The sequence below is a fragment of the Mesorhizobium sp. M1307 genome (assembly GCF_040318155.1).
GTDB lineage: Bacteria > Pseudomonadota > Alphaproteobacteria > Rhizobiales > Rhizobiaceae > Mesorhizobium.
In genome coordinates, this window is record NZ_JAMYLR010000004.1 from 135,451 (window position 1) to 161,100 (window position 25,650).

The following is a 25,650-nucleotide window of genomic DNA, read 5'->3' on the forward strand; positions in this document are numbered from 1 at the left end:
GAGGTCAAGATCAGGTTGTTTCGTCACGGTTCGAACGATCGCTTTGGGGGCGCACAGCACAAGGTGAGTTTGATATGAATACAGATCCTAAAAGCACGTCCGCCCCGGCAACCCGCGGCACCCCGTTCACGCGCCCGATCCCAGGCAAGCTGCAGCGGCTCCTTTCAGACGGCGCGTTTCTGCTGGTCGTTCTCGGCAGCATGGTTGCGGGCCTGGTCCCCGTGCGCGCCCAGGATCTCCCAACCGCGCCGTCCTTTGTCGATGATTTCACCAGCCTCAGTCGCGCGCGCTGGTACATTTCCGACGGCTGGACGAACGGCAAGCATCAAAACTGTACCTGGTCCAAAAGCCTGATCGGGCTTTCCAACGGCATGCTGACGCTTGGTTTGGAGAAGCGCAAGCTGAAGGATCGCGAATTCGCCTGCGCCGAGATCCAGACCAAGCAGCGCTTCGGCTACGGCACTTATGAGGCGCGGATGAAGACCGACACGGGCTCCGGCGTCAACGCGGCATTCTTCAGCTTCGTCGGCGATGCCGACAAGCAGCCGCATGATGAAATCGACTTCGAGGTGCTGACCAAGGACACGTCCAAGGTTCAGGTCAACGCCTACATAGCCGGCAAAGGCAAGAACGAGAAACTGGTCGACGTCGCTGGCGGCACCGACAAGGCCTTCAACGACTACGCCTTCGTCTGGGAAAAGGACCGGCTGCGCTGGTACGTCAACGGCAAGCTTGTCCACGAGATCACCGATCCGGCGAAGCTGCCCACCCATTCGCAAAGGATCTATTTCAGCCTGTGGGGCAGCGATACGATGAAGGGCTGGATGGGGCCGTTCTCCGATCCCGGCCGCAAGCTCACCATGCAGGTGGATCGCGTTGCATTCACCGCACTTGGCCAGCCCTGCCAATTCCCCGAATCGCTGGCATGCAACACAAACTAGAGGCGCATCTGAACCGGCCGGCCCGAAGGTGGTCGGAAACCCGAAGCTCGAAAAGGCCCGAAACCTTGAACAGGAATGAAACCGAATGAATTTGACTGTCTTTGGAATCGGCTATGTCGGTCTTGTACAGGCGGCGGTGCTTGCCGAAGTCGGCCATCAGGTGGTCTGCGTCGACATCGATGCAAAAAAGGTCGAGCGGCTCAACCAGGGTCATGTCCCGATCTTCGAGCCTGGGCTCGAAAACATGGTCAAGGAGAACCATGCCGCCGGCCGCATCAAGTTCACCACCGACGCCGCCGCGGCGATCAAGCATGGCCAGATCCAGATGATCGCCGTCGGCACGCCGCCGGGCGAGGATGGTTCGGCCGACCTCAAATATGTGCTGGCCGTCGCCGAGGCCATCGGTCGTGAGATGGACGAGCCCAAGATCGTCGTCGGCAAGTCGACCGTGCCCGTCGGCACCTGCGAAAGGATAAAGGCCAGGATCGCCGCAACGCTGAAGGCGCGCGGGCGCGAGGATCTGGCTTTCGACGTCGCCTCCAATCCGGAATTCCTCAAGGAAGGGTCCGCTGTGAGCGACTGCATGAAGCCCGACCGGATCATCGTCGGCACCAGCAACGAGGACACCGAGGCGGTGATGCGCGAACTCTACGCGCCGTTCAACCGCAACCACGAAAAGATGATCGTCATGGATGTGCGCAGTGCCGAGTTCACCAAATACGCGGCCAATTGCATGCTGGCGACCAAGATCAGCTTCATGAATGAAATGGCCAACCTGGCCGAGCAACTGGGCGCCGACATCGAGGAAGTCCGCAAGGGCATCGGCAGCGACCCGCGGATCGGCTACCACTTCATCTATCCGGGCCTCGGCTATGGCGGCTCGTGCTTCCCGAAGGATGTGCGTGCCCTGATCAAGACCGCCGAGGCCGTCAAGTTCGACGCCAAGCTGCTGCGTGCCGTCGAGGAGCGCAACAACCAGCAGAAGTCGGTCCTGTTCGAGAAGGTGGACCGCTATTTCAAGGGCAATCTCAAAGGCAAGACATTTGCGCTATGGGGCTTGGCCTTCAAACCCAATACCGACGACATGCGCGAGGCCCCGGCCCGCACGCTGATGGAAGCGCTCTGGGCCGCCGGTGCCAATGTCCAGGCCTACGATCCCGAGGCGATGCAGGAATGCCAGGCGATCTACGGGCTGCGCGACGACCTGCAACTGTGCGGCACCAAGGAGGCCGCGCTGCGAGGCGCCGATGCGCTCTTGATCGTGACCGAGTGGAAAAGCTTCAGCGCGCCGTCTTTCGATGCGCTGAAGAACGCGCTGACCACGCCCGTTATCTTCGACGGACGCAATCTCTACGACCCCAAGGTCATCGCCCGCCACGGCATCGAATACCACAGCATCGGCAGGATGGCGGCGTGACGCTAGGGCGGTCCAGCAAGGAGCCAGGTCCATGAAAGTTCTGTTTGCGGGCGGCAACGGCTACACGCCGCAGTTCAGCGGTGGCGTTCAGTCGAGCACGCATCATCTGGTCGAGCAGCTGCGCGAGCACGGTCATGACGCCTCGGTTCTGGCGGCGCTGTTCGGTGACGGCATATTCGGCTTCAAGGCGCGCGCCAAGATGAAGCTGCTTCGGCAGCGAGCGGTCATCGACAGCTATCCCGGCTATCCGGTCGTGCGGGCATGGTTTCCCTGGGAGGCGGCGCGCTTCGCGGTCGAACGGCTCGATCCCGATGTCGCCGTCGTGCAGTGCCACAAATCGGTGCCGATCGGAAAGGCGCTGCAGGCGCTCGGAATACCGCTGGTGGTCTATCTGCGGAACGTCGAATTCCACGAATTGGCCGGCGACCTGCGCGAATTGCATTCGGCGCTTTATATCGCCAATTCCGAATTCACTGCGCGCACCTACAAGGAAAGGTTCGGCATCGACTCGACCGTGATCCCGCCGACCATCAATCCCGGGCTCTACAGCACGCCGACCACCGGTGAATTCGTCACGCTGATCAATCCTTACAACGAAAAAGGGTTCGAACTCGCCGTGCGCATCGCCGGCCAATGCCCCGAAATTCCGTTCCTGTTCGTCGAAAGCTGGAAGCTCGACGACGACCATCGGGCGCAGATCGAACAGATCATCGCCCCGCTGCGCAACGTCAGGCTGGAAAGCCGCACCAGCGACATGAAGACCGTCTATGGCCGCACCAAGATTCTGCTGGCGCCCAGCAAATGGGAAGAGGCCTGGGGGCGGGTGGCATCCGAGGCCCATTGCAGCGGCATTCCAGTCGTCGGGTCCCGTCGCGGCGGCCTGCCGGAGGCGATTGGCGCCGGCGGCGTGGTGCTCGACTATGACGCACCGCTCGACGACTGGGTCGCCGCGGTCAGGCGACTATGGAGCGACAAGGCCGAGTACGATCGGCTGTCGGCGGCGGCGCAGCTGTTTTCGGAGCGGCCGCAAATGAACCCCGACAGCCAGTTCGCGACCTTCCTCCGCGTTCTCGACAACGCCAGGCAAGGCGCGCTGGAGCGTGCCGCCTGATGCATTTCGTCCAAAACCATGCACGTTGCCCAAAAGCCGGCTCTCGCGCCTGACCGGGGTGGGAGCTGCCTTGGGACAAAGACACGCACAACACCAGACGCTTGAGGCGCCTCGCACGGTGGCGACGGGCGTCATCCCTCATCCGCGCGAGCAGATCGCCGACCGGCCTCGAAAGATCGTCCATTCGATGAAGATTTGCTTCGTAGTTGATAAGTTCCCCTCTTTGTCGGAGACCTTCGTCCTCGACCAGATAGAAGGGTGCCTCGAGCGCGGCATGCAAGTCGGCGTCGTCTGCAACGAGACGTCCTTCGGCAAGGACAGCAACATCGACGATCGCCGCTGGCAGGCTCTCCCTGGCAAGGTCGTCTGCTGGTGGGGCGGGCTGGGGCGCTTTCGCCCGACGCTCAGGAGATGGTCGGGCAGGTTCTGGGATAAGCTCTCGACCGCTGTCGACATCGCTTTTGCGCGCAAATTGCAGAACGCCGATGTGATCGTCGCGCATTTCGGCAATAACGGCATGCGCGTCGCCCGCGCCATGAAACGAGGCCGGATTTCCGCTCCGCTGGTGACCATATTCCACGGCCGCGATGTCGGCGAACCGCTGCATGACAACACGCTCACGCGCTACAAGGTTGTCTTCGACAAGGGCGTTCTCCAGCTCCCGGTGAACGCGTTTTTCCGCGATGCCCTGATCGGCGTCGGAGCACCCCCGGCGCAAGTCATGGTTCACCATATGGGCGTGCGGCCCGGTGAGATCGGCTACCATTGGCGTTCCTGGGACCGGGACACGCTGTCCTTCATCTCGGTCTGCCGGCTGACCGAAAAGAAGGGCATCGAATTCGCCCTTCGCGCGCTCGCCAGCCTGCCGCGGCGCGACTGGGTCTATTCGGTGATTGGCGGCGGCGAATTGCTGGAAGAGTTGAAGAAGCTCGCCGCAAATCTCGGCGTTGCCGACCGGGTGACTTTCCTCGGGCCGCGTCCGCACGCCGAGGTCAAGCAGCGCCTGCGCAATGCCCACGTATTCCTGCTGCCTAGCGTTGCCGCGCGAGACGGCGATCTCGAGGGTATTCCGGTGGCGCTTATGGAGGCTATGGCCGCCGGGCTGATCGTCGTCAGCACCTATCACTCGGGCATTCCCGAACTGATCGAGGATCAGGAGACAGGCTTCCTCGCACCGGAGCGAGACGTTGCGGCGTTGGCCCGCAAGCTTGTCTGGGTGGCCGAGAACCCGGACAAATGCGAGCGCATCGCACGTGCGGCGCGCCGCAAGATCGAGCAGGATTTCAACGCGGACGTACTCAACGAACGTTTTGCGCAGATCGTTGCTCAACTGGCCGAAGCCAGGCAGCCGGCATGAACGCCAACCCGCCCCCCCAGTTCGGTCGCGTCGCCCTGCGCGGCGGCGTGGTGACGATCGGCGCGCAAGGCTTCAAGATGGCGATCCAGTTTCTCTCCGTCATCGTGCTTGCGCGTCTGCTCGTGCCCGAGGATTTCGGCCTGGTGGCTTCCGTCGGGCCGATCGTGGCCTTTGTCGGGCTGCTTCAAAACCTTGGCCTGCAGCAGGCCGTGGTCCAGCGCAAGGACATCAGTACCGAGCAGCTCAACCAGGTATTCTGGATCAGTGCGCTGGTGGGGCTGGGCAGTGCCGTGGTGGTTGCATGCCTGGCGCCCGCCATCGCTGCCTTCTATGGCGATCAACGCATGGTCGGGATCACCATCGGCTCTGCCTTGCCGCTGCTGCTTGGCAGCCTCGCCGCGGTGCCGCTGGCGCTGATGAACCGTCACTTGCGCTTTGGCCAGCTCGCGCTGAACGACGTGATAACCGCTGCTGCCGGACTTGCGACTACCGCAATCGCCGCCTATGCGGGGCTGGGCTACTGGTCGCTGGTCATCGGCCCTGCGGTATCGGCCGTTGTCGCGCTGGCCGCGGCATGGCAGGTGGCGCGCTGGACGCCGTCGCGGCCGGACCTGAAGGTCGATACCGACATATTGTCTTTCGGCGCCAATCTGACCGGCTTCAATCTGGCCAACTTCTTCTCGCGCAATCTCGACAACATCCTGATCGGAAAATATTCGGGCGCGATCGAGCTCGGCTATTATGACCGCGCCTACAAGCTCCTGCTGTTTCCGCTGCAGAACATCAACCAGCCGCTGACACGCGTGATGGTGCCGCTGCTGAGCCGCATCCATGAGGACAAGGCGCGGTTTCGCGACATCTATGTGCGAACCAATTGGATGCTGGCGGCCATCACTATGCCCGGCATCGCGGCGCTGACGCTGACGTCGGACCAGGTCGTCGGGCTTCTCTTCGGCGAGCGCTGGACGGCGGTGGCGCCGATCTTCGCCTGGCTGGGCATCGCCAGCCTAATCCAGTCCGTCTCGAGCACCACCGGCTGGATCTTCATCTGCCAGGGCAAGACCAAGACCATGTTCCACTGGGGCATCTACTCGTCGCTGACGACGGTCGCCGCCTTCATCATCGGCCTGCATTGGGGCGCCGTCGGTGTCGCGGCGGCCTACGCGATCAGCGGTTATATGCTGCGCGTCCCGGTACTTGCCGTTCTTGTCCACCGGGTCGGCCCGGTGACCGCAGCCGACTTCCTGGTCATGCAGGGACTTTTCATCGCGTCGTCGCTGCTTGCCTGGTCCGTGTACCGCGAGTTGCCGGCATCGCTGACCGGCCAGTCAGACCTGCTCGCGGTGGTCCTGGCGGTTGCCCTCAATTATTCGATCGGCCTGGTCCTCATGCTTGCCCTTCGCCAGTCGCGCACCGCCCTGTTCACCACGCTTTCCAGCGCCATGCGCAACGCCCGCTAGGCCGGCAATCACCGGCCTCAAAAGCTCACCTGCCGACATCGCCGACGCATGCTCCTCAAGCACTGCCTGAAGGCTCGTCCTGCGATAGAGATCGAGATTGGCGGTAAGTCTGCCGAGCTTCTCGCTCGCTTCCTCGGGCGTCACCGTGTCGATGTCGAGCAGCAGGTCGGCGACGCCGATCCGCTTGGCAAGTTCCTTGGTCTTGAATTCATAGGCGATCGGCAGCACCGGCGTGCCGACGCAGAGCGACATGATCATCATGTGCATGCGCGTTGCGACAACGAAGTCGAAGCCTTTCACCAGTGCCATCAGTTGCTCCGGCGTGTGGAACGAAGCGTCCACGCTGACATGCTTGGCGATCTCCGAATCGAGTTCGGCAACGATAGCCCGCGCCGTCTTGGAATCATCATGGGCGTATTCCGGCACGCCCTGGCAGGTGGAGACGAAGGTGACCTCCTTGGCGTGGTCCCTGACCAGGATGGTCGCGATCGCGCGGATCGAGTCGATGTAGCGGCGCATGCCGCCCTCGCCGTCGCTGACATAGTTCCAGTGACGGACTGAAATGGCGACGCGGCCGGTGACGGTCGCCGACCGACCGGAGGCCAGAATTTTTCCGATCCTGTCAGTATCGGCCAGGGCAAAGACGGCGTCGGCCACGACGTGGCATTTGCCGGGGTCTTTCACCATGTCCACAATGTGACCTCGCGAACGTTCGTCGCGCAGCAGGATGAGCGGGCTCCGATCGAAGATTGGGCTCAACTCCTGGCGATTGTAACTTTTGTTGAACGGGCCGAGCGATTGCGTGAAGAAGACGGGGTCCTTCCCCAGAATCGCGTCGATCCGGAATTGATTGAGTCGCCGTTCCAGATTGTAAGTCTCGACAAGATAGGTTCCGCCTGTCGTGACCACGAGGTCGGCGTCTTTGTAGATCTCGAGACCACGGCGATTGCTTGAGTTGAACAAACGCCCGAGAACTCCGCGGAAGCCGAACCGCCGCAGGGCATTGAGGACGAGCCGATTGTAGATCGGCTTGAACAGGTTCTTCAGCCCGCTGCCGTATTTGTAGCGGAACAGCGATTCCGACAGCAGCTTGTGGAATTCGAGATCAGGATACTCTTTCTTCGTGTAGAGCCTCGCCGCCACCTCCGGCTGGCTGTCGAAGACGTAGAACTGGATATCGTCTAGCACGATCGTCTTGAAAACATGGCGGATCGCCAGGAGAATCGCTGCATCCCCGGTATTCAGGCAGACGGTGTTTTCAACCGCGATCTTCATGGAATGACCTCATTTCGTGAGTAGTCCCGTGCTTCCATCGACGGGTGCGAAGGGCGGATTGCAGGCGGGTTGGCCGAAAATGCTGCACGCCAAGGATGGTCCTCGCGTCGTGATTATTGGCGCGCAGCCCGATGGCAGGCCAACGCGCGGTCCATGTGGCCCAAGCAGAGCGAGATTAACCCATCGATTTTGCAGTGCAACAAAAAACGGGGATCTTTGCTACGCTGCAACCAAAAATGTTGCGATGCAGCAAGAGCTGTACTAGCATTGTCGCGGGCGGGCCAACAGCGGTCGAGTTTTCATGCTGCATGTCTTGTACTTGGTACACGACGTCTCCGACCCGGCAGTGCGCCGGCGGATCATAATGCTCAAGGCAGGCGGCGCCCAGGTTACGCTGGCGGGCTTTCGTCGTACGGCAAGCGCAGTTGCTGATGTCGAGGGCTTGCAGCCGATCGATCTCGGCCCGACTCGTGATGGCCGATTCGCCCAACGTCTGGCCGCGATCATGAAGGCAGTTGTCTCGACCGGCTCGAAGCTGGGCTCAATGCCACGGCCCGACCTCATTGTCGCGCGCAATCTGGAAATGCTGGCGCTTGCCCGCCGCGCCAGATCGGCTTTCCAGGCAACGGTGCCGATCGTCTACGAGTGCCTGGATATCCATCGCCTGCTGCTTCGCGACGATCCGCTGGGATGGGCGATGCGCGGCGCAGAACGCTTCCTGGCTAGGGATGTGAAGCTTCTGGTGACCAGCTCTCCGGCCTTCATCGCCAACTATTTCAAGCCGTTCGGGCAGATTGCCGCCCCAGTCGAACTGCTCGAAAACAAGTATTTCGAGCCAGCCGCGGCCTCGCTGGATGACCACGCGGCGCCGGAGAACCCCGTAGCGCCGCCTTGGCGGATCGGCTGGTTCGGGGCGCTCCGCTGCCGCCGTTCCCTGGAGCTTCTGGCCGAATTTTCGCGCCGCCTCGACGGCCGCTTTGAAATCGTCCTCAGGGGCCGCCCGGCGCTGTCCGAATTTCCCGATTTCCACGGTTTCGTCGAATCGGAACCCTGGCTCTCGTTTGGCGGGCCCTACCGCAATCCCGAGGATATGGCGGCGATCTACCGCGAGGTCCACTTTTCCTGGGCCATCGACTTTTTTGAGCAGGGCCTGAACTCCGAATGGCTGCTGCCCAACCGGCTCTATGAGGGCTGCCGCTTCGGAGCCGTGCCGATTTCGATGGGAGCCACCGAAACCGGCCGGTTCCTCGACCGGCAAGGCATAGGGGTTCTTTTGCCAGAAGCCACGCCCGAGGCGCTCGAAGTCGCCGTCGGCACGATGGAGCAGCATCGGTTCGGGACATTGAGGGCGCGTGTTCTCGCCCGCAATCCGCGCACCTGGAGCTACGACCGCGCCGATTGTCGGGCGCTCGTCGAAAAGCTCCGCGGGCTGACTGCGGCTCCCGGTCCATATGCTGCCGAAGCATTGGCATAGAAGGACTGCCGATGACGCAAACCGAAATTCCATCCTGCACGATCGTGGTTCCGTGCCTGAACGAGGCGGCCCATATCGGCGCGTTGCTTCGAGAGCTCCGCCCTGCGGCCGAGAGGCTGGGCGCGGTGATCATCGTTGCCGATGGCGGCAGCACGGACGGCACCAGGACGATCGTCGCGGACATCGCCGCAAAAGATCAGTGGGTGATCCTGCTGCACAATGAAAAGCGCTTGCAGAGCGCGGCAATCAATCTCGCCGTCGCCAGGTTCGGGGAAGGCGTCGACTATCTCATTCGCATCGACGCGCATGGCGGCTATCCCGCGGATTATTGCGACCGGCTGGTCGAAGAAGCGCAGGCCACCGGTGCGGATTCGGTCGTCGTCTCGATGCTGACCAGTGGCAGCGGCATGGTTCAGAAAGCAGCGGCAGCGGCGCAGAACTCCAGGCTCGGCACCGGCGGTTCCAAGCACCGGCATCTTTCGGCGGGGGAATGGGTCGATCATGGCCACCACGCACTGATACGGATATCGGCGTTCACCGCGGTCGGCGGCTATGACGAAACCTTCAGCCACAATGAGGATGCCGAACTCGACTATCGGCTCCGCCAGGCCGGCTACCGCATCTGGATGACCGGCAAGACGCAAATGGTCTACTACCCGCGCTCCTCGCTGAAGGGCCTCTATTTTCAATATCTCGGCTATGGCCGTGGCCGGGCGAAGAACGTTCTCAAGCACCGCATGATCCCGAAGATCCGGCAGATGGTGCCGCTTCTGGTGTTCCCCGTGGTTCTTCTCGCCGCCTTTTCCTTCGTCCACTGGCTGGCGGCCGTGCCGCTTTTGCTATGGGCGTCGGTCTGCCTCGGCTACGGCTTTTGGACCGCCGTCAGCCAGCGCAAAGCCGACATTGCGCTGGCCGGGGTCTCGGCAATGGTCATGCATTTCGGCTGGTCGGTCGGTTTCTGGCTGCAACTGCTCGCACCGCGACCGCAGCGCGGGGTAGCGTGATGGACCCGGTCAGGAAAAATCGAAGCATCGATATCTGCGTCTGCACATTTCGCCGGCCGGAGCTTGCCGACACGCTTCGCTCCATAGCGGCCATGGATATGCCCGCGGGATTCGACGTCGGTGTTATCATCGCCGACAACGACGATACGCCGACGGCCGAACAGATGGTGACGACGCTGGCTGCGAAGTTGAAGCTGCCGGTGACCTACCGGCACGCCCCGGCCCGAAACATCTCGATCGCGCGCAACGCTTGCCTCGATACCAGTGCGGCGGATTTCGTCGCCTTTATCGACGATGACGAGACGGCCACCGCTGGCTGGCTTGCCGAACTGGTGGCGACGGCGGAAGCAACAGGTGCTGCGACGGTGCTTGGGCCGGTGCAAGCCCGTTACCTGCCGGATGCGCCCGCCTGGATGCGCAAAGGCGATTTCCACTCGACCTTGCCGGTCTGGGTGAGCGGCGAAATCCGCACCGGCTACACTTGCAACGTCCTGCTCAGGATTGGCGCTGAGAGCCTGCGCGGCCGGCGCTTCAGCTTGGCGCGTGGCCAGACCGGCGGCGAAGATACGGAATTCTTCGACCAGATGGTCAAGGCCGGCGGCCGCATCGCCTTTTCGCCGGAGGCTTGGGTCGACGAAGCGGTGCCACCTGCCAGGGCGGCATTCGACTGGCTCGGCCGCCGCCGGTTCCGCGTTGGGCAGACGCACGGTCATCTTCTGGGGCGCAACACACACGGCCTTGCCCGGCTCAAGCAGGTCGGCATTGCCGCGGCAAAGGCCGCCTACAGTTTCCTGTCGGCAATTCCGGTCGCCATCGACCCCGTACGTCGGAACCGCAGCGTGCTTCGCGGCATTATGCATGTCGGCGTCGTCAGCGGCCTCGTCGGGGTTCGTGAAATCCGCCAATACGGCCTGTCTTCGCCGCAGCAAGGGGGCAAGCGTGCAGCCTGACGTGAGCTTCGTGATTGCCGCCTACAATGCCGAGGCGACCATCGATCGGGCGATTGCCAGCGCCGTCGCCCAGCGCAATATCAGCGTCGAGGTCATCGTCGTCGACGACAAGTCGCGCGACCGGACGCTCGACCTGGCGAGATCCTACCCCGAAGACATCGTACGCGTTGTCGCGCTTGAGCAAAACCGTGGCCCCGGCGGCGCCAGGAATGCCGGCCTTGAGCTTGCCCGCGGCAGGTGGGTCGCGGTCCTAGATTCGGACGACGCGGTCTATCCCGGGCGAATCTGCACCATGATCGAGCGCGCGGAGAAAGCGGGCGCCGAGATCGCGGTCGATAATCTGCAGGTCGTTCGCGAGGATGGCGTTGCCGAAGAGACGATGTTCCCGGCCGACTATCTGGAAGGCCTCGGTTCAATCTCGCTGGCGGATTTCATCGGCGGTAACGTCCTCTTCGAATCGAGGTTCAATCTCGGCTACCTCAAGCCGATCTTCCAGCGCCGGTTCCTGAACGAGAACGGGCTTCGTTACGATGAAAGCCTGATCATTGGCGAAGACTATATCCTCCTGGCCAGTGCTCTGGCTAAAGGCGGCAAATGCGTCGTCGAGCCGACGACGGGCTATATCTACCACATTCGCACCGGTTCCATCTCCCGGGTGCTCGAACTTCATCACGTCGAGGCGATGCGCAGGGCCGATGCCACCTTCGCCGCGACCCATTCCATGGATGCTGCGGCCGAGGCGGCGTTCGCCAGGCGCGCTCGCAGCCTGCGCCGGGCGGCATCATTCCTGTCGCTGGTCCAGCACATCAAGGCGCGGTCCCCGCTCAAGGCGATATGGACGGCGCTCAGCGATCCGGCGGCGGTTCGGCATATGAGCATGCCGATCGCCGTCCGGCTGCGAAGGGTAGCGGCACAGTTTGCCGTGGTGGCGGGGAGGTGAAGGGCTGCAGGTGAATGAAGACAGTTTCGCCGCCTGCGACAGGGTTGAAATCGATCTCCTCAGAAGGAACATGCAATGAAAAAAGTCAGGAAGGCAGTCATACCGGTGGCGGGGCTCGGAACGCGGTTCCTGCCGGCGACCAAGTCCATGCCGAAGGAAATGCTGCCGGTGGTCGACAGGCCTGTCGTGCAATATGCGGTTGACGAGGCGTTCGAGGCCGGCATCGAGCACATCGTCTTCGTCACCGGCCGCAACAAGGCGGTGATCGAGGACTATTTCGACCTGCATCCTGAACTGATCGGAACCCTGGAGCAGAGCGGCAAGAAGGCGCAACTCGAATCGCTTGAAAGCCTGCTTCCCGTCGCCGGCGCGACGAGCTTCATCCGCCAGCAGTCGCCGCAAGGCCTCGGCCATGCCGTCTGGTGCGCGCGCGAAGTCATCGGTGACGAGCCCTTCGCGTTGCTGTTGCCGGACATGGTATCCTTTGGCGGGCGCGGCTGTCTCGCCGAAGTCGCCGATCTTTATGCGCAGACTGGCGCAAACGTTATTGCCGTCGAGCGTTGCGACCCGACCGAGACCAGCAAATACGGCATTGTCGGGCGCGGCGCGGATGTCGGCACGGGCTTCGAGGTGACGGCCATGGTCGAAAAGCCGGCTCCTGCCAACGCGCCATCGAACTTCTACATCAACGGCCGCTACATCCTGCAGCCCGAGATATTCTCGTTGCTGGCCAGCCAGCAGCGCGGCGCCGGCAACGAGATACAACTGACCGACGCAATGGTGCGTCTCGCACAGACCCAGGCCTTCTTCGCCCAGCCTTTCGACGGCCGCATGTTCGACTGCGGTTCGAAGGAGGGCTTCATTCAGGCCAATGTCGCTTTCGCGCTGGCGCGGGAGGACATGAAGGGCCCGATCTTCGAGATGCTGCAGGAATTCGTCCGGTCGCATCAGCGTCGGGAAGAAGCCGCATAATGTCCATTTTTTCGAGGCATTGTGGGTGCGGCTGATGACGCAGGACAGGCCGTTGCGCCGCGCGCGACGCGCACTGTCCGGCGCAAGGTTTGCACCCTATGTCCCGACCTTCGAGGCGGTAGCGCCTGCAAACTAGAATTGGACCGAAGATGAACTATGCCAATTTTCCTGTCGACAAGAGGACGCCATTGCCGGCTTCTAATGCGGCAAACGCCGAAGACTTCATCGACATCGAGCGCCTGCTTGGCATGGCCGCGCGGCAGGCGAAAGTGGTTGCCGCCTGCGCCGTCATCGGTCTCTTTCTCGGCGTGCTCTATTTGCAGACGACGCCTCCTACCTATGTGGCGACGAGCAGCGTGCTGATCGACGAAGGATTGAACAAGGTCGTCGACGACATTTCGGCGGCGTCGGTCAGCATGCAGACCGACTCCGCCGTTCTGAGCCAGATCGAAATACTACAGTCGGCCAGGCTGGCTGGGGTGGTCGTCGACAAGCTGAAGCTCGATCAGAACGACGCTTTCATGAACCCTCCGACGTCGGCCCTGTCGAAGGTTGCTGGCTTTGTGCGCGGTATCGTCCAGTCTGTCCGCCCCAAGCGCGCCGCTAGCACAACCGATGTCACTCAGCTTGATGCTGCGACGCGTGACGCGATCACCGCATCCTCATCGCCCCGTGACTACGCAATCTTCAAACTGCAGACCCAACTCGATGCCGAGCGGATCGGCCGGAGCTTTGTCATCAGCATCTCCTTCCAGGCGACGGATCCGGCGCTTGCGACCGCCATCACCAAGGCCTATGCCGATGCCTATCTAGCCGATCAACTCGATGCCAGCTTCGACGCGACCGAGCGGGCGGCGGTCTGGCTGCAAGGCAGGCTGACCGAGCTTCGTGAGAGCTCCCAGGCGGCTGCACTGGCGGTCGAAAAGTTCAGGGCCGAACACGGATTGGCCGTCAATGACGGCCAGCTGATCAGCGACAAGCAATTGTCCGATCTCAACACCCAGCTGATCGTCGCGCAGGCCGATACAGCACGTGCCGGCGCCCGCTATCAGCAGTACAAGTCGATCGTCGAAAGCGGCTCGGACAACGCGTTCAAGGACGCTGCGATATCGAACGACCAGCCGAGCAGCTCGGTCATCACGACGCTGAAGAACCGCTATCTCACCGTATCCAAGCGACAGCAGGATGTCGAAGCCAATTTCGGCCCGCAACATCCGCAGGCCGTCGCGCTCGCCAAGGAGAAGGCTGACATATCGGCGCAGATTTTCGGCGAGCTGAAGCAACTGACCGAAAGCTACCGCAACGAATACGAGGTCGCTCTGGCGCGCGAAACCGCGCTCCGCGCAAATGTCGCCTTGGCGGCTGGCAAGAGCTCCATCGACAACCAGTCGCAGGTCAAGCTGCGTGAGCTGGACCAAAAGGCGACGGCGCTGTCGACGCTCTACCAGACGTTCCTGAACCGCTATGAGGAGGCCGCCCAGCAGCAATCCTTCCCGGTCGGCAAGATCCGGGTCATCTCGGACGCGACGATGCCGCAGTCGGCCGCAACCCCCCGCACAGCCATCGTGCTGGGGCTTTCGCTGGCGCTTGGCATGATGCTGGGGGCAGGGGTTGGTGGCCTGAATGAATTCAGGGAACGCTTCTTCAGGACCGGCGAGGATGTGCGCGACCGGGTCGGCCTCAAATTCCTCGGCTATCTGCCGGTCATCGGCAAGGCTGGCAAGGATGACCAGCGCAATGGCGGTCAGCCTGACGTCAAAGTCGTTGAATCCAAGACCGCCAAGTCCTCCAAATCCCAGCCCTCCAAAACATTGTCGGCAGCCGAAAAACGTGCGCGGATGCGGGTAACCGTCGATGCCCCGGCATCGATGTTCTCCGAGACGCTGCGCAACGCCAAGATCGCCTTCGATGTCGTCATGGAAGGCCAGGGCAGCCGGGTCATCGGCGTGGTCTCGGTGCTTCCCGGCGAGGGCAAGTCGACGGTGGCGGCCAATCTTGCCGGGCTGCTTGCCGTCAACGGATCGAAAACGCTGCTGATCGACGGCGACCTGCGCAATCCCGGCCTCAGCCGCAGCCTCGGTATGGAGGCCGAGCAGGGCCTGATGGAAGCTGTGGTGAGCGGGCAGACATGGCAGTCGGTCGGCAAGATCGACCGGCAGACCAAGCTGGCTATCATTCCGGCCGTCCTGCGTGGCCAGTTTTCGCATACCAGCGAGCTTCTGTCTTCAGCCGGCATGCGGCGTTTCATCGATAACGCCAAGGAAACCTTCGAATACATTATCGTCGATCTGCCGCCGCTCGGGCCTGTCGTCGACGCCAAGGCCTTCGCTCCGCTTGTCGACGGCTTCGTGCTGGTCACCGAATGGGGACGCACGCCGCGTGCGATGGTGCAATCCATGCTCAGCTCGGAGCCCTACATCGCCAAGAAGATCATTGGCGCGGTGCTGAACAAGGTCGAACTGAAGAAGCTGGCCAAATATGGCGCGATCGGCGGCTCGGAAAAATTCTTCGACAAATATTCGAGCTACTATCTGGAAAAATCGGAAGCGCGCACCAAGGCAGCCGCCTGAGCGACGACATCGCGTTCAGGAAAATATCAACCTGGCGCGGTTGTCGACGATCCTGAGGGCGGTCAGCTGGCCGGTTTGGAAGGCGCCGGTGTCTATGCCAAGCCGGCGTCCCTCGAGCTTCGGAGTGTCGACCGGCGTATGTCCGTGCACGACATAGCGGTCGAGAAGATGCGCAGCGTCGAAGAAGTCCGAACGGATATTCAGCAGGTCGTCCTCGTCCTGCGCGGCGAGGTCGATGCCGGGCCTGATGCCGGCATGGACGAACACGAATTTCGCCGAACAGACCATGACCGGCAGCGCGCGCATGAAGCTAATGTGGTCGGCTGGAATGACTTCCCGAATGCGCTTGTCGACCTCCTCGCTTGACCCATAGAGATCGGCCATGCGCGACGGGTCGACGCCGTAGGAAAACAGCGTTTGCAGGCCGCCTATCGCCAGCCACGACTCTCTCGAAATGATCCCGTCGACGTAGTTCAGCATCACGACTTCGTGGTTGCCGGCAAGGCAGATGCGCTGGAAATCACGGAGCGGTGGCGCCAGCAGATGATCGAGCACACGCGCCGACTGGGGTCCACGATCGACGTAGTCGCCAAGCATGATGATGAGCTTGCGCCCTTCGAAGGGCGCCGAATCGAGCAGGATCTTCTGCTCCAGGGCGCGGAGTTCCTTGTAGCAGCCATGCACGTCGCCGATCGCATAGACGACTGCGCCCCGCATATCGATCTCCAGCCGCTGGCGTGCCGCGGCCTGGGGCTTTCTCGATCGCTGGAACAGGGTCACGTATGGCGTCTCGCATGGCTGTGGGTGCGTCTCGATTCCGAAACAACATGACGACACCGCGCGTGGATACCACGTCCGGCGCCGGTCGTTCCATACCGGAGCTTCGGACGCAACTCGGCTTCGGCGCCCCTTACAGGCCGATGCCGCGCCGGTTCAGCGCGGCGGTGATCTCGTCGAGGATGGCCGGGTCGTCGATCGTTGCCGGCATGGCCCATTCCTCCTTGTCGGCGATCTTCTGCATGGTGCCGCGCAGGATCTTGCCGGAGCGCGTCTTCGGCAGGCGCTTGATCGTCACCACCGTCTTGAAGGCAGCGACCGGGCCGATCCGTTCGCGCACCAGGGTGACAACCTCATTTTCGATGATGCCGGCGTCGCGGTCGACGCCGGCATTCAGCACGACGAAGCCGAGTGGAACCTGGCCTTTCATAGCATCGGCAATACCGACGACGGCGCATTCGGCGACGTCGGGATGCGCGGCCAGAACCTCCTCCATGGCGCCGGTCGATAGCCGGTGGCCGGCGACATTGATGATGTCGTCGGTGCGAGCCATGACATAGAGATAGCCATCCTCGTCCATCATGCCGGCATCCGCGGTTTTGTAGAAGCCGGGGAACTCGTCGAGATAGGCTTGGCGAAACCGCTCGTCGGCATTCCACAGCGTCGGCAGGCAGCCGGGGGGCAACGGCAATCTCACCACGACATTGCCAAGCGTACCACGCTTGACCTCATGCCCGGCATCGTCGAGCACGCGGATGTCATAACCGGGCATCGGCACGCCGGGCGAGCCGTATTTGACCGGCAGCAGGCCCAGTCCGGCGGGGTTGATGGTCATCGGCGAGCCGGTCTCGGTCTGCCACCAATGGTCGATCACCGGCACGGTCAATTTCTGCTCCGCCCATTTGATGGTTTCCGGATCGGCGCGCTCGCCGGCGAGGAACAGCGTCCGGAATTTGGACAGGTCGTATTTCGGGACGAATTCGCCCTTCGGGTCCTGTCCTTTGATGGCGCGAAAGGCGGTTGGCGCGGTGAACAGCGCGACGACGCCATGCTCGGCGATCACACGCCAATAGGTGCCGGCATCGGGCGTGCCGACCGGCTTGCCCTCGAACAGGATCGTTGTGCAGCCATGCAGCAGCGGGCCGTAGACGATATAGGAATGGCCGACCACCCAGCCGACATCGGAAGCCGCCCAGAACACTTCGCCCGGTTTGACGCCGAACTCGTTTTCCATCGACCATTTCAGCGCGACCATATGGCCGCCATTGTCACGCACGATTCCCTTTGGCTGGCCGGTCGTGCCCGACGTGTAGATGATGTAGAGCGGATCGGTGGCAAGCACCGGAACACAGTCGACATTGGCACCCGCGGCCCGCTCGCGCGCCACGGCGTCGGCATAGTCGATATCGTGGTTTTCCCTGAGTTCGCAGCGCAGTTGGTCGCGCTGCAGGATAAGGCAGCTTTCCGGCTTGTGCCGCGACATCTCGATCGCCTTGTCGAGCAGCGGCTTATAGGCAACGACGCGCCCTGGCTCCAGGCCGCAGGAAGCGGAGATGATCAGCTTCGGCTTGGCGTCGTCAATGCGGGTGGCGAGCTCATGCGAGGCAAAGCCGCCGAAGACCACCGAATGCACGGCGCCGATCCGCGCGCAGGCGAGCATGGCGAAGGCTGCTTCCGGCACCATCGGCATGTAGATGATGACGCGATCACCCTTTTGAATGCCGCGATTCTTGAGCACCGAGGTCAGTGCGACCACCTCGCGCTTCAACTCGGCATAGGTGAATTTCCTGATTGTGCCCGAAATCGCGCTGTCATGAATAAGCGCGATTTGGTCGGCGCGGCCGCCCGCCACATGGCGATCGACGGCATTGAAGCAGGTATTGCACGAGGCGCCATTGAACCACCGGCCATAGACGCCGGCATTGGCGTCGAACACGGTCTCGAAGGGCGAGAACCAGTTGATTGCGCCGGCAGCATCAGCCCAGAATTTTTCCCGGTGGCGTTTCCAGCCGTCGTAGACCTCATGGTAGCGTGACGCCATCCAGCTTCCTCCCCAGGAATGTTTGCTGTCCTTGAAATAGCGTATGCTGGTTTGTGTAACCATGTATTTGTGCGTTTCGTTTGCTGTCGTTCTAACTTGGCCGCAAGTGCGGGTCATGGTGGTCTGGGGGCCGGTATCGTTCGAATTTTCGGCATTAGGGGCAGGGCGCGATGAAATTGCGATATGAGCTTGGGTTTGCCGCGGTTGCGACGCTGGCGGTGGTGCTCGCTTCAGCTGCTCAGGCAGGCGACGCGGCGGCAAGGCGCATCATCGGCTTTTCGCCAGACGGCAACTACTTCGCCTTCGAACAGTACGGCACGCTCGATGCCGGTGCTTCGGATTCGGGCTGGTCGGAGATCGACATCATCGACACGCGGACCGATGAGTTCGTCGGCGGCAAGCCGATCGTCATCGCCGACGAGACGGAGGATTCGACATTGACGCTTGCGCAGGCGAGGGCACAGGCCGCCGAACTGGCGGCGCCCTTGCTGGCCAAATATGCCATCGCGCCGCGCGGCGAGCGGACTGCCTTGGACAGGTTCACCTTTCCCGACGACATGGTCGCCTACAATGACATTGCGCGCCTCGAGCAGGTTTCGCAAAAATGGCTTTCGCCGGCCTATGACGAACTTGGCACCATCCAGCTCGAGCAGATCCGTGCCGACAGCACGGCGGATTGTTCAGCGAGTTTCGACGCGACGCAGCAAGGCGAAACGACCGGCAAGGCGCTCGGCTTTCGCCTGACGCTGCAGGGTCAGGACGGCAAGCCGATCAAGCTGCTGCATGAGGACAAGGCGGTGCCCGGTTCGAGGAATTGCCCGACTTCCTACAGCCTGTCGGAATCTTACGCATTCGCCCCGGATGGAAAACCGGGCGTGCTTGCGGTGCTCGTGCAGCGCTTCAGCCAGGGATTTGAAGGGCGCGACCGCCGTTTCATCGCCGTGACTGGCCAGGCGCACTGAGGCAACGCGCAGAGACGTAGTCCGCTACCCGAGTTTGTTGTCCCTAAAGCGGGAGGGCAGCGAGCATAAGTCCGACCCCGCCGACGATCAGCAAGGCGGCTGCCAGCACCTTTCCATGGCGCTCGAAACCCGTCGGTGCCCGATCCCAATTGTAACGCATGCTCGAACTCCCCAAACCCGCAGATTCTTTATCTTACGCAGGGTGAGGAGGACAACTGTCTGGCGATGCGCGGCGTTGCCGACACCGGTCTTGTCACCGACTATTTCTGGGGCATTCTCCGCCGCTACATGCCCCAGCGCAGCGCGGCCGTATGTACCGGTGCATCCCACCAAACAGCCGCCTCGTCGTCGAGCATGCTCAGCGTGATCGAACAGCCGGCCATGTCGAGCGAGGTCACATAGGACCCGACCAGCGACCGGATCACCGTCACGCCGTGCTTCTCGAAGATTTTGCGGGCGCTGTTGTACATCAGATAAAGCTCCATCAACGGTGTGCCGCCAAAGCCGTTGACGAAGAGTAGCGCCTGGCCTCTGGCACCGTCGCCCAGGTCACCTAGGATTGCGGTACAGATCTCCTCGGCGATAGCATCGGCGCTTTTCAATGTGTCGCGCCGCCTCCCAGGCTCGCCGTGGATGCCGACCCCGAACTCCATCTCGCCGTCGCCGATATCGAAGGTCGGCTTGCCCGCCGCCGGCACGGTGCAACTGGTCAGCGCCACGCCCATCGAGCGCGTCGCGCCGTTGACGCGCTCGCCGAGCGCTTTCAACGGCTCCAGTGCCATGCCTTGTTCGGCCGCCGCGCCGACGATTTTCTCGACCACCAGCGTGCCGGCGACGCCGCGCCGGCCGGTGGTGTAGGACGAGTTTTCGACCGCAACGTCGTCATTGGTCACGATTTGCATCACGCCTTCCGACATTTCAGCGGCCATGTCGAAATTCATCACGTCGCCCTCGTAGTTCTTGACGATGAACAGGCAGCCGGCGCCCGTATTGACGACTTCGGCCGCCGCCATCATCTGGTCAGGCGTTGGCGAGGTGAATACCTGGCCGGGGCAGGCCGCATCCAGCATGCCGTGCCCGACGAACCCGCCATGTAGCGGCTCGTGACCCGAGCCGCCGCCGGAGATCAGCGCCACCTTGCCCGGTGTGAGCAGCTTGCGGCGGACAAATTTGTGTTCCTCGCCAAGCGCCAGGATATCGGCATGCGCGGCAACGAAGCCTTCGAGGCTCTCGGTCAGCACCGTATCGACCGAATTCAAAAATTTCTTCATGGCCGTCCTCCCGAAATAGCCCAGCGTCAGCTGCCCTTGCCGGCGATGCTGGTGATCTTCTGGATGAAATCGTTGACCGCCCGGTCGAGCGCCGCGTTCTGCTTGTCGTCGCCGAAATCGGGAACGATCAGCGAGACATGGCGTGTCTTGCGCAAGCCTGCGGCCAGCGACATCTTTCCCGGATGCGCCCGATGGTAGGCCTCAAGGAAATGATCGCGTTCGGCCGGGCTGAAATGGCAGACGGAGAAGATAGCCGGCAAATGCTTCGACGGGATCGGCGTCGAATAGGCCGGGCTGGAAATCTGCGTGACGAAGCTGCGATGCTTGCCCAGCGCATCAGCGAGGCGCTGGCGCATGCCGGACGGGCGCTGGTCGATCACCTGCGACAGGATCGTCTTGTAGGCGCGGATCGCCTCTTCGGGGCCGGATTGCGACGCCTTGTCTGCCATACCGGGGCCTAGATCGAAACGTCCGCGATGGCCGCCTTGGCCATCGCGAGTTGGGCGGGAGCGACGGAGAGGTCACGCAGGCCGGTTTCGAGCAGCGCCGGGATCGAGGCGGGGTCGCCGCCGGCATCGCCACACAGGCTGACCGGCATATTATGCTCGCGGCCGAAGGCGGCAACCGAGGCGATCAGCCGGAGCACGGCCGGGTGCCTGACGGAATTCAGATGTGCGACCGACGCATTGTCGCGCGCGGCGGCCATCACGTATTGGGTCAAATCATTCGAACCGATCGAGAAGAAGGCGGCCTTGGCGAATGCCTCCGGTGCGATGGCCACCGACGGCACCTCGACCATGATGCCAAGCGGCGGTATTTTGTGCGCGATGCCGCGCGCCAAAAGGTCAGCCTGCTCCTCAGCGAACAGCGCGGTGGCGTGTTCATACTCTTCCGGAACGGCGATCATCGGGAACATCACCTTCAGATTGCCGTGCATGGCGGCACGTAGCAAGGCGCGGATCTGCACACGAAAGACCTCCGGACGCATCAGCGACAGCCTGATCCCGCGCAGGCCAAGGAATGGATTACCTTCCTCGACGGTCAGGCCCGGCACAGGTTTGTCGCCGCCCGCATCGACAGTACGGATCGTCACCGGCCTGTCGCCTGCCCATTCCAGCACGCTACGGTAGGCGCGATATTGCGTCTCCTCGTCCGGCAGCGTCTTGCCGAACAGGAATTCGGTCCGCATCAGCCCGACACCGTCGCACGCCGCAGCATCGATGCGGTCGACATCGGACGGATCGGCAATATTCACCTGCACGTGGACCGCTATGCCGGTCTTCGTTGCTGCCGGCCTTGTCAAATAGGCTGCCGCTTTGTCGCGATGCGCCGCGAAAGACGACGACGATCGCCGGAATGCGTCGATCTCCGCTTTCGAAGGCGCCAACACGATGCCGCCATGTTCGGCATCGAGCAGTGCGATTCTGGCAAGGTGAGCCGGCGAAGCACCGGGCCCGGCTACCCCACGCGCTACGAGCCCCAACCCCACCACCATTGGCACGCCGCGTGAGCGTGCCAGCATTGCGACATGACTTGCGGCACTTCCGGCCGTAAGTGCTATGCCGCCGCCGGCACTCCAGTCGGTTTCGAGGAAGCGCGTCGGTGCGATATCCTCGCCGTAGAAGATCGCACCTGCCGGCGCGGCAATGTCGCCGCCCCCGGCAAGCGCGCGTAGCACCTGGTCGCGTATGTCGCGCATGTCGGCCGCGCGCGCCCGGAAATAGTCCTGCTCGGATGTTTCATAGCCGGCTATCTCGGCGTCGAGCGCTTTTCGCCAAGCCACATCAGCAGCCATGCCCTCGGCAATTCGCGCAAAGGCCGGGCCGGTCAGCGCGTCGTCCTCCAGCATGGCGAGCTGGAATTCGAGGATCCCGGCCGCCTCGCTGTCGCTGGTTTCGATCAATGTCGCGAGCCGGCCTGCGGCAATGGAGATGGCGGCCTCAAGCGCCGCCTTCTCGTCCGCGGCAGTCGCCTTGCGGACATAACGCACAGCAGCCTGGTCCAGATCGAACAGCGGCCCCTCGGCATAGCCGGCCGATGCCGAAATGCCCTGCAGCCTAAGCGGTTCGGGCATGGTCCTTGCCTTCGTCGAAATCGCGCCGCACCAGCTCGACCAGTGCGCCGACCGCCTCGCCGGCGCCGTCCCCTTTGGCTCTGATATGCAGGACAGTGCCTTTCGGCGCTTTCGCCGCCATCACCTTGACGATGCTCTTGGCGTCGAACCATGGCCCGTTGGCGGCGAGCGCAATCTCGACGTCGGCCGAAAACGTCTTGGCAAGCTTGGTGAACTTCACCGAAGGACGCGCATGCAGTCCCACCTCATGGGTGATCAGGACGCTGGCTTCGGCTGCTGCGGACATGCTTGTCAAAATTCCCGTTCGTTCACGACGGCGACAATTCGTGCGCCGTCGCCACCACTTCCCTGAGCGAGGCGCCGCCGGAAGCCTCGGTCGCCGCCATCACCGCGCCTTCGACGATCGGCGCATTGCAGACGATGATCTTCTGGGCGCGTGGTTCGCCGATCATCTCGACCGCCATCTCGCTATTGGTCTCGGCACCGCCGAGATCGACGAGGATCGCGACCCCCGCCTCCGACCAGGCCTTGTCGATGGCGCTCATGATCGCCTCGACATTGGTTCCCAGCCCGCCATGGCCGTTTCCGCCGCACCATGCAAGCGGCACTTCGTTGCCGACCATCTGCCGCACCATGTCGGCGGTGCCTTCGGCGACCAGCGGCGAATGCGATACGATGACGATGCCGACATTGCTCATGCGCGCCTCTCGATTGCCTCGGCTACGGCCCGCACCAGAAGCGCAGTCGAGCGTGCGCCGGCATCCATATGACCGATCGAACGGTCGCCAAGGAATGAGGCGCGTCCACGCAGCGCCTTCATCGGCACGGTCGCGTCGGCCGCGTTGTCGGCGATCTCGACGATGTCCGCTGCCGTCTTTCCCTGCAGCAGGGCCTCATGCACCGGCTGCAGCACGTCGAGCATGGTTTTTTGCCCGGCCTGCGACTTGCCTCTGGCGGCAACCGCTTCGATCGCCTTGCCGAAGGCCGCCGCCAGGTCGGCGCGACCCGGCGCGGCGGAAATCTCCTTGCCGAGCGCCATGAACAGCGTGCCGAACAAGGGACCGGAGGCTCCGCCGACGGTCATCACCAGTTTGGTGCCGATCGCCTTCAGCGCCTCGGGCAACGGCTTTGCCGCAACCGCGCCGGCCTCGGCCCGCACTGCCTCGAAGCCGCGTTTCATGTTGAGCCCATGGTCGCCGTCGCCGATGGCCTGGTCGAGACTGGTCAGCTCTTCGGCATGTGCGGCGATCGTGTTTGCCGCCGCCTCGATCAGCCTGAAAATATCCGCTGCCGCCATATCACCCATGCTCCTGGCCCCTGCGCTGCCGGCAGTACGAGAAAATTGCATATCCGGCAATTGAAGCATTCTTTTCCCCAGTCAAGCGGGTTCGAGCAACGCAGCGAGGGCAGTGAAGACCTCGGCGACGGCAAAGGCGCCGGGGTCGACCACGCCGTCGAGCTGGCTGCCAATATAGGCGGACCGCCCGGCCTTGGCCTTACGCATGGCAGCGGTGGCCTCGGCTCCGCGTTGCGCCGCGACCGCCGCATCTTCCAGACTCCCCCTATCCAGCGCCCTCAAGGCGGGTTCCAGGGCATCGATCATCGTGCGATCGCCGACCCTCGCTCCACCATAGAAGGACATCCGATCGAGGCCGGCGAGAAGCGCCTTGGGAAGCGTTTCGCCAGACTCCAGCGCCTGCGCGGCGGCGGTGAAGAAGATCGACAACAGCACGCCGCTAGAGCCGCCCATGCTGGCGCTCAGGATGTCGCCGACGACGGCGAGCGTTGCGGCAGGGTCAGCGAGCGGCAGTGTTGCAATGCGGCCAAGCACACTGCGCGCACCGGCCGCCACTGTCGATCCGGTGTCACCGTCTCCCGCCTTGGCATCCAGTCCGTTCAACGAGCCTTCAAGCGAGATCAGCCGTTCGCAGACCGCGACAACCAACCGGTCGGTGCGTGCGTCCTGGCTGGCTTTCGACGCGTTGTTCGGGCCGGCGGCTTTGGCCATCGGCACGACGCTGGCTTGGCGAACGGCTCTTGCCGGCAGCCAGGCGTGGGGGCCTACCGGCGCCCGCAACGCCGCTTCGCGCGACGCATCGAGCCGGATCAGCGACAGGGAAAAGCCGTTCATGTTGAGCGCGGTCATAAGCTGCCCGGGCCCGATTGTCAGCGTCACCTTTTGCGCCAGCGGTGAAGCCAGTACCGCATTGGCGACAAGCAACATTTCCAGCGGTGGCACCGAACCGAGATTATTGATCAGCAAGGCGTAGTGGCTGACCGGATCAAGCCGCGCGGCAAGGCGCTCCGACATGATCGCAACCAGCCTTTCGGCACTTTGCACCGCAATCCGCTCAACGCCCGGTTCGCCATGGATGCCGAGGCCGAGTTCGGCATCGTCCGCCCCGAATCTTTCTTCATGGCTCTGGCCGGGGATCGAGCAGGATGACAGCGATATGCCGAGCGAAACGATATCCGCCGCCACTGCCCGCGCCGCCCCGGCAATCGCCGCCAGGTCAATGCCGGCTTCCGCCTGGTGGCCGGCGATCTTGTGCACGAACAAGGTGCCGGCCAGGCCACGCGGCTGGGCAATGTCCGGCAGGGCGATATCGTCGGCGACAATCACCATCTCGACCCGGAAGCCTTCGGCGCGCGCCTTCTCGGCTGCCAGGCCGAAGTTGAGGCGATCGCCGGTATAGTTCTTGACGATCAGCAGACACCCGGCGGGACCGGTCACCGCGCGGATGGCGGCCAATACCGCTTCCACGCTCGGCGAAGCAAAGATCTCGCCCGAAACCGCCGCCGTCAGCATGCCAATGCCAACAAAGCCGGCATGGGCAGGTTCGTGCCCGGCCCCGCCGCCGGAAATGACCGCAACCTTGGTCTTATCCCAGTCCGCGCGGAGAATGACCTTGATCTCGGGATAGCCGTCGAGGCGAGCGAGATCGCCGGCGCCGGTAGTATCGAGGAAGCCGTCCAGGGCCTCAGTTACGATCGTATCCCTGCGATTGAAAAAATGCTTCATCGAATTAGTCCAGTCCGGTGCCCGAAATTGCC

At 62.8% G+C, this 25,650-nt stretch carries 21 protein-coding genes and 1 pseudogene; 12 read left to right on the forward strand and 10 right to left on the reverse strand.

Features of this window, described 5'->3' with window-relative positions; genetic code table 11:
- Positions 1–74: 74 nt before the first annotated feature.
- The 5 genes from exoK (at position 75) to NKH16_RS07835 (ending at position 6,286) form a co-directional block, all read left to right on the forward strand.
- Complete coding sequence (gene exoK, locus NKH16_RS07815; protein ID WP_502894792.1) at positions 75–941, forward strand: endo-1,3-1,4-beta-glycanase ExoK; 867 nt, start codon at positions 75–77, stop codon at positions 939–941.
- 85 nt (positions 942–1,026) lie between these two features.
- Positions 1,027–2,358, forward strand: a complete 1,332-nt coding sequence (locus NKH16_RS07820) for a UDP-glucose dehydrogenase family protein (RefSeq protein ID WP_352448451.1) — start codon at positions 1,027–1,029, stop codon at positions 2,356–2,358.
- Positions 2,359–2,389: 31 nt separating this feature from the next.
- On the forward strand, positions 2,390–3,469 hold the full coding sequence (locus tag NKH16_RS07825; RefSeq protein WP_352898922.1) for a glycosyltransferase: 1,080 nt from the start codon (positions 2,390–2,392) through the stop codon (positions 3,467–3,469).
- Between the two features lie 70 nt (positions 3,470–3,539).
- On the forward strand, positions 3,540–4,826 hold the full coding sequence (locus tag NKH16_RS07830; RefSeq protein WP_352448453.1) for a glycosyltransferase: 1,287 nt from the start codon (positions 3,540–3,542) through the stop codon (positions 4,824–4,826).
- Entirely contained in the window at positions 4,823–6,286 is a 1,464-nt protein-coding gene (locus NKH16_RS07835) for a lipopolysaccharide biosynthesis protein (protein WP_352448454.1), read from the forward strand. The genes NKH16_RS07830 and NKH16_RS07835 overlap by 4 nt, the downstream gene beginning before the upstream one ends.
- A gap of 222 nt (positions 6,287–6,508) precedes the next feature.
- Here the strand turns inward: NKH16_RS07835 and NKH16_RS07840 are convergent.
- Positions 6,509–7,561, reverse strand: a pseudogene (locus NKH16_RS07840) (polysaccharide pyruvyl transferase family protein); the annotation flags it as partial.
- A 301-nt stretch (positions 7,562–7,862) separates the two neighbouring features.
- On the opposite strand from NKH16_RS07840, the gene NKH16_RS07845 reads away from it, so the two are divergent.
- The 6 genes from NKH16_RS07845 to NKH16_RS07870 all read left to right on the forward strand — a co-directional run bounded on the left by NKH16_RS07845 (position 7,863) and on the right by NKH16_RS07870 (position 15,471).
- Positions 7,863–9,035 carry a glycosyltransferase family protein gene (locus tag NKH16_RS07845; RefSeq protein WP_352898924.1) on the forward strand — a complete coding sequence of 391 codons (1,173 nt, stop codon included), beginning with the start codon at positions 7,863–7,865 and terminating at the stop codon, positions 9,033–9,035.
- An 11-nt stretch (positions 9,036–9,046) separates the two neighbouring features.
- Complete coding sequence (locus tag NKH16_RS07850) at positions 9,047–10,039, forward strand: glycosyltransferase family 2 protein (protein WP_352898927.1); 993 nt, start codon at positions 9,047–9,049, stop codon at positions 10,037–10,039.
- A complete protein-coding gene (locus NKH16_RS07855) occupies positions 10,039–10,989 on the forward strand; it encodes a glycosyltransferase family 2 protein (protein ID WP_352898929.1) in 951 nt (316 codons plus the stop codon). The genes NKH16_RS07850 and NKH16_RS07855 overlap by 1 nt, the downstream gene beginning before the upstream one ends.
- Positions 10,979–11,929 carry a glycosyltransferase family 2 protein gene (locus NKH16_RS07860; protein WP_352681431.1) on the forward strand — a complete coding sequence of 317 codons (951 nt, stop codon included), beginning with the start codon at positions 10,979–10,981 and terminating at the stop codon, positions 11,927–11,929. The genes NKH16_RS07855 and NKH16_RS07860 overlap by 11 nt, the downstream gene beginning before the upstream one ends.
- Before the next feature lie 75 nt (positions 11,930–12,004).
- Entirely contained in the window at positions 12,005–12,901 is an 897-nt protein-coding gene (locus NKH16_RS07865) for a UTP--glucose-1-phosphate uridylyltransferase (protein ID WP_023676320.1), read from the forward strand.
- A gap of 149 nt (positions 12,902–13,050) precedes the next feature.
- On the forward strand, positions 13,051–15,471 hold the full coding sequence (locus NKH16_RS07870) for a polysaccharide biosynthesis tyrosine autokinase (protein ID WP_352469932.1): 2,421 nt from the start codon (positions 13,051–13,053) through the stop codon (positions 15,469–15,471).
- A 15-nt stretch (positions 15,472–15,486) separates the two neighbouring features.
- On the opposite strand, the gene NKH16_RS07875 is transcribed toward NKH16_RS07870, so the two are convergent.
- Positions 15,487–16,188 (reverse strand): metallophosphoesterase family protein, encoded by a 702-nt coding sequence (locus NKH16_RS07875; RefSeq protein WP_352743046.1) that lies wholly within the window; start codon positions 16,186–16,188, stop codon positions 15,487–15,489.
- Positions 16,189–16,381: 193 nt separating this feature from the next.
- Entirely contained in the window at positions 16,382–18,289 is a 1,908-nt protein-coding gene (locus NKH16_RS07880; protein ID WP_352898932.1) for a propionyl-CoA synthetase, read from the reverse strand.
- 170 nt (positions 18,290–18,459) lie between these two features.
- On the opposite strand from NKH16_RS07880, the gene NKH16_RS07885 reads away from it, so the two are divergent.
- Positions 18,460–19,251, forward strand: a complete 792-nt coding sequence (locus NKH16_RS07885) for a DUF2259 domain-containing protein (protein WP_352898934.1) — start codon at positions 18,460–18,462, stop codon at positions 19,249–19,251.
- Between the two features lie 284 nt (positions 19,252–19,535).
- Here NKH16_RS07885 and dhaK read toward each other — a convergent pair whose 3' ends face one another.
- The 7 genes from dhaK to NKH16_RS07920 form a co-directional block, all read right to left on the reverse strand.
- On the reverse strand, positions 19,536–20,522 hold the full coding sequence (gene dhaK, locus NKH16_RS07890) for a dihydroxyacetone kinase subunit DhaK (RefSeq protein WP_352835627.1): 987 nt from the start codon (positions 20,520–20,522) through the stop codon (positions 19,536–19,538).
- 26 nt (positions 20,523–20,548) lie between these two features.
- Positions 20,549–20,971 carry a hypothetical protein gene (locus NKH16_RS07895; RefSeq protein WP_023676327.1) on the reverse strand — a complete coding sequence of 141 codons (423 nt, stop codon included), beginning with the start codon at positions 20,969–20,971 and terminating at the stop codon, positions 20,549–20,551.
- An 8-nt stretch (positions 20,972–20,979) separates the two neighbouring features.
- Positions 20,980–22,596 (reverse strand): phosphoenolpyruvate--protein phosphotransferase, encoded by a 1,617-nt coding sequence (gene ptsP / locus NKH16_RS07900; protein ID WP_352898937.1) that lies wholly within the window; start codon positions 22,594–22,596, stop codon positions 20,980–20,982.
- Entirely contained in the window at positions 22,580–22,882 is a 303-nt protein-coding gene (locus NKH16_RS07905) for an HPr family phosphocarrier protein (RefSeq protein ID WP_023676329.1), read from the reverse strand. The genes ptsP and NKH16_RS07905 overlap by 17 nt, the downstream gene beginning before the upstream one ends.
- A 22-nt stretch (positions 22,883–22,904) precedes the next feature.
- Complete coding sequence (gene dhaM, locus NKH16_RS07910; protein ID WP_352898940.1) at positions 22,905–23,294, reverse strand: dihydroxyacetone kinase phosphoryl donor subunit DhaM; 390 nt, start codon at positions 23,292–23,294, stop codon at positions 22,905–22,907.
- Positions 23,291–23,893: a dihydroxyacetone kinase subunit DhaL gene (dhaL, locus tag NKH16_RS07915; RefSeq protein ID WP_352448467.1), complete on the reverse strand. Its 603-nt coding sequence runs from the start codon at positions 23,891–23,893 to the stop codon at positions 23,291–23,293. Before dhaL ends, dhaM begins: the two co-directional genes overlap by 4 nt.
- Before the next feature lie 81 nt (positions 23,894–23,974).
- Positions 23,975–25,618 (reverse strand): dihydroxyacetone kinase subunit DhaK, encoded by a 1,644-nt coding sequence (locus NKH16_RS07920; RefSeq protein ID WP_352898943.1) that lies wholly within the window; start codon positions 25,616–25,618, stop codon positions 23,975–23,977.
- Positions 25,619–25,650 lie beyond the last annotated feature (32 nt).

Excerpts from the sequence above, each read along its gene's own strand:
- exoK (WP_502894792.1), top strand. The coding sequence starts at position 75 with ATGAATACAGATCCTAAAAGCACGTCCGCCCCGGCAACCCGCGGCACC.
- NKH16_RS07820 (WP_352448451.1), top strand. The coding sequence starts at position 1,027 with ATGAATTTGACTGTCTTTGGAATCGGCTATGTCGGTCTTGTACAGGCG.
- NKH16_RS07825 (WP_352898922.1), top strand. The coding sequence starts at position 2,390 with ATGAAAGTTCTGTTTGCGGGCGGCAACGGCTACACGCCGCAGTTCAGC.
- NKH16_RS07835 (WP_352448454.1), top strand. The coding sequence starts at position 4,823 with ATGAACGCCAACCCGCCCCCCCAGTTCGGTCGCGTCGCCCTGCGCGGC.
- NKH16_RS07845 (WP_352898924.1), top strand. The coding sequence starts at position 7,863 with ATGCTGCATGTCTTGTACTTGGTACACGACGTCTCCGACCCGGCAGTG.
- NKH16_RS07850 (WP_352898927.1), top strand. The coding sequence starts at position 9,047 with ATGACGCAAACCGAAATTCCATCCTGCACGATCGTGGTTCCGTGCCTG.
- NKH16_RS07855 (WP_352898929.1), top strand. The coding sequence starts at position 10,039 with ATGGACCCGGTCAGGAAAAATCGAAGCATCGATATCTGCGTCTGCACA.
- NKH16_RS07865 (WP_023676320.1), top strand. The coding sequence starts at position 12,005 with ATGAAAAAAGTCAGGAAGGCAGTCATACCGGTGGCGGGGCTCGGAACG.
- NKH16_RS07870 (WP_352469932.1), top strand. The coding sequence starts at position 13,051 with ATGAACTATGCCAATTTTCCTGTCGACAAGAGGACGCCATTGCCGGCT.
- NKH16_RS07875 (WP_352743046.1), bottom strand. The coding sequence starts at position 16,188 with ATGCGGGGCGCAGTCGTCTATGCGATCGGCGACGTGCATGGCTGCTAC.
- NKH16_RS07880 (WP_352898932.1), bottom strand. The coding sequence starts at position 18,289 with ATGGCGTCACGCTACCATGAGGTCTACGACGGCTGGAAACGCCACCGG.
- NKH16_RS07885 (WP_352898934.1), top strand. The coding sequence starts at position 18,460 with ATGAAATTGCGATATGAGCTTGGGTTTGCCGCGGTTGCGACGCTGGCG.
- dhaK (WP_352835627.1), bottom strand. The coding sequence starts at position 20,522 with ATGAAGAAATTTTTGAATTCGGTCGATACGGTGCTGACCGAGAGCCTC.
- NKH16_RS07895 (WP_023676327.1), bottom strand. The coding sequence starts at position 20,971 with ATGGCAGACAAGGCGTCGCAATCCGGCCCCGAAGAGGCGATCCGCGCC.
- ptsP (WP_352898937.1), bottom strand. The coding sequence starts at position 22,596 with ATGCCCGAACCGCTTAGGCTGCAGGGCATTTCGGCATCGGCCGGCTAT.
- NKH16_RS07905 (WP_023676329.1), bottom strand. The coding sequence starts at position 22,882 with ATGTCCGCAGCAGCCGAAGCCAGCGTCCTGATCACCCATGAGGTGGGA.
- dhaM (WP_352898940.1), bottom strand. The coding sequence starts at position 23,294 with ATGAGCAATGTCGGCATCGTCATCGTATCGCATTCGCCGCTGGTCGCC.
- dhaL (WP_352448467.1), bottom strand. The coding sequence starts at position 23,893 with ATGGCGGCAGCGGATATTTTCAGGCTGATCGAGGCGGCGGCAAACACG.
- NKH16_RS07920 (WP_352898943.1), bottom strand. The coding sequence starts at position 25,618 with ATGAAGCATTTTTTCAATCGCAGGGATACGATCGTAACTGAGGCCCTG.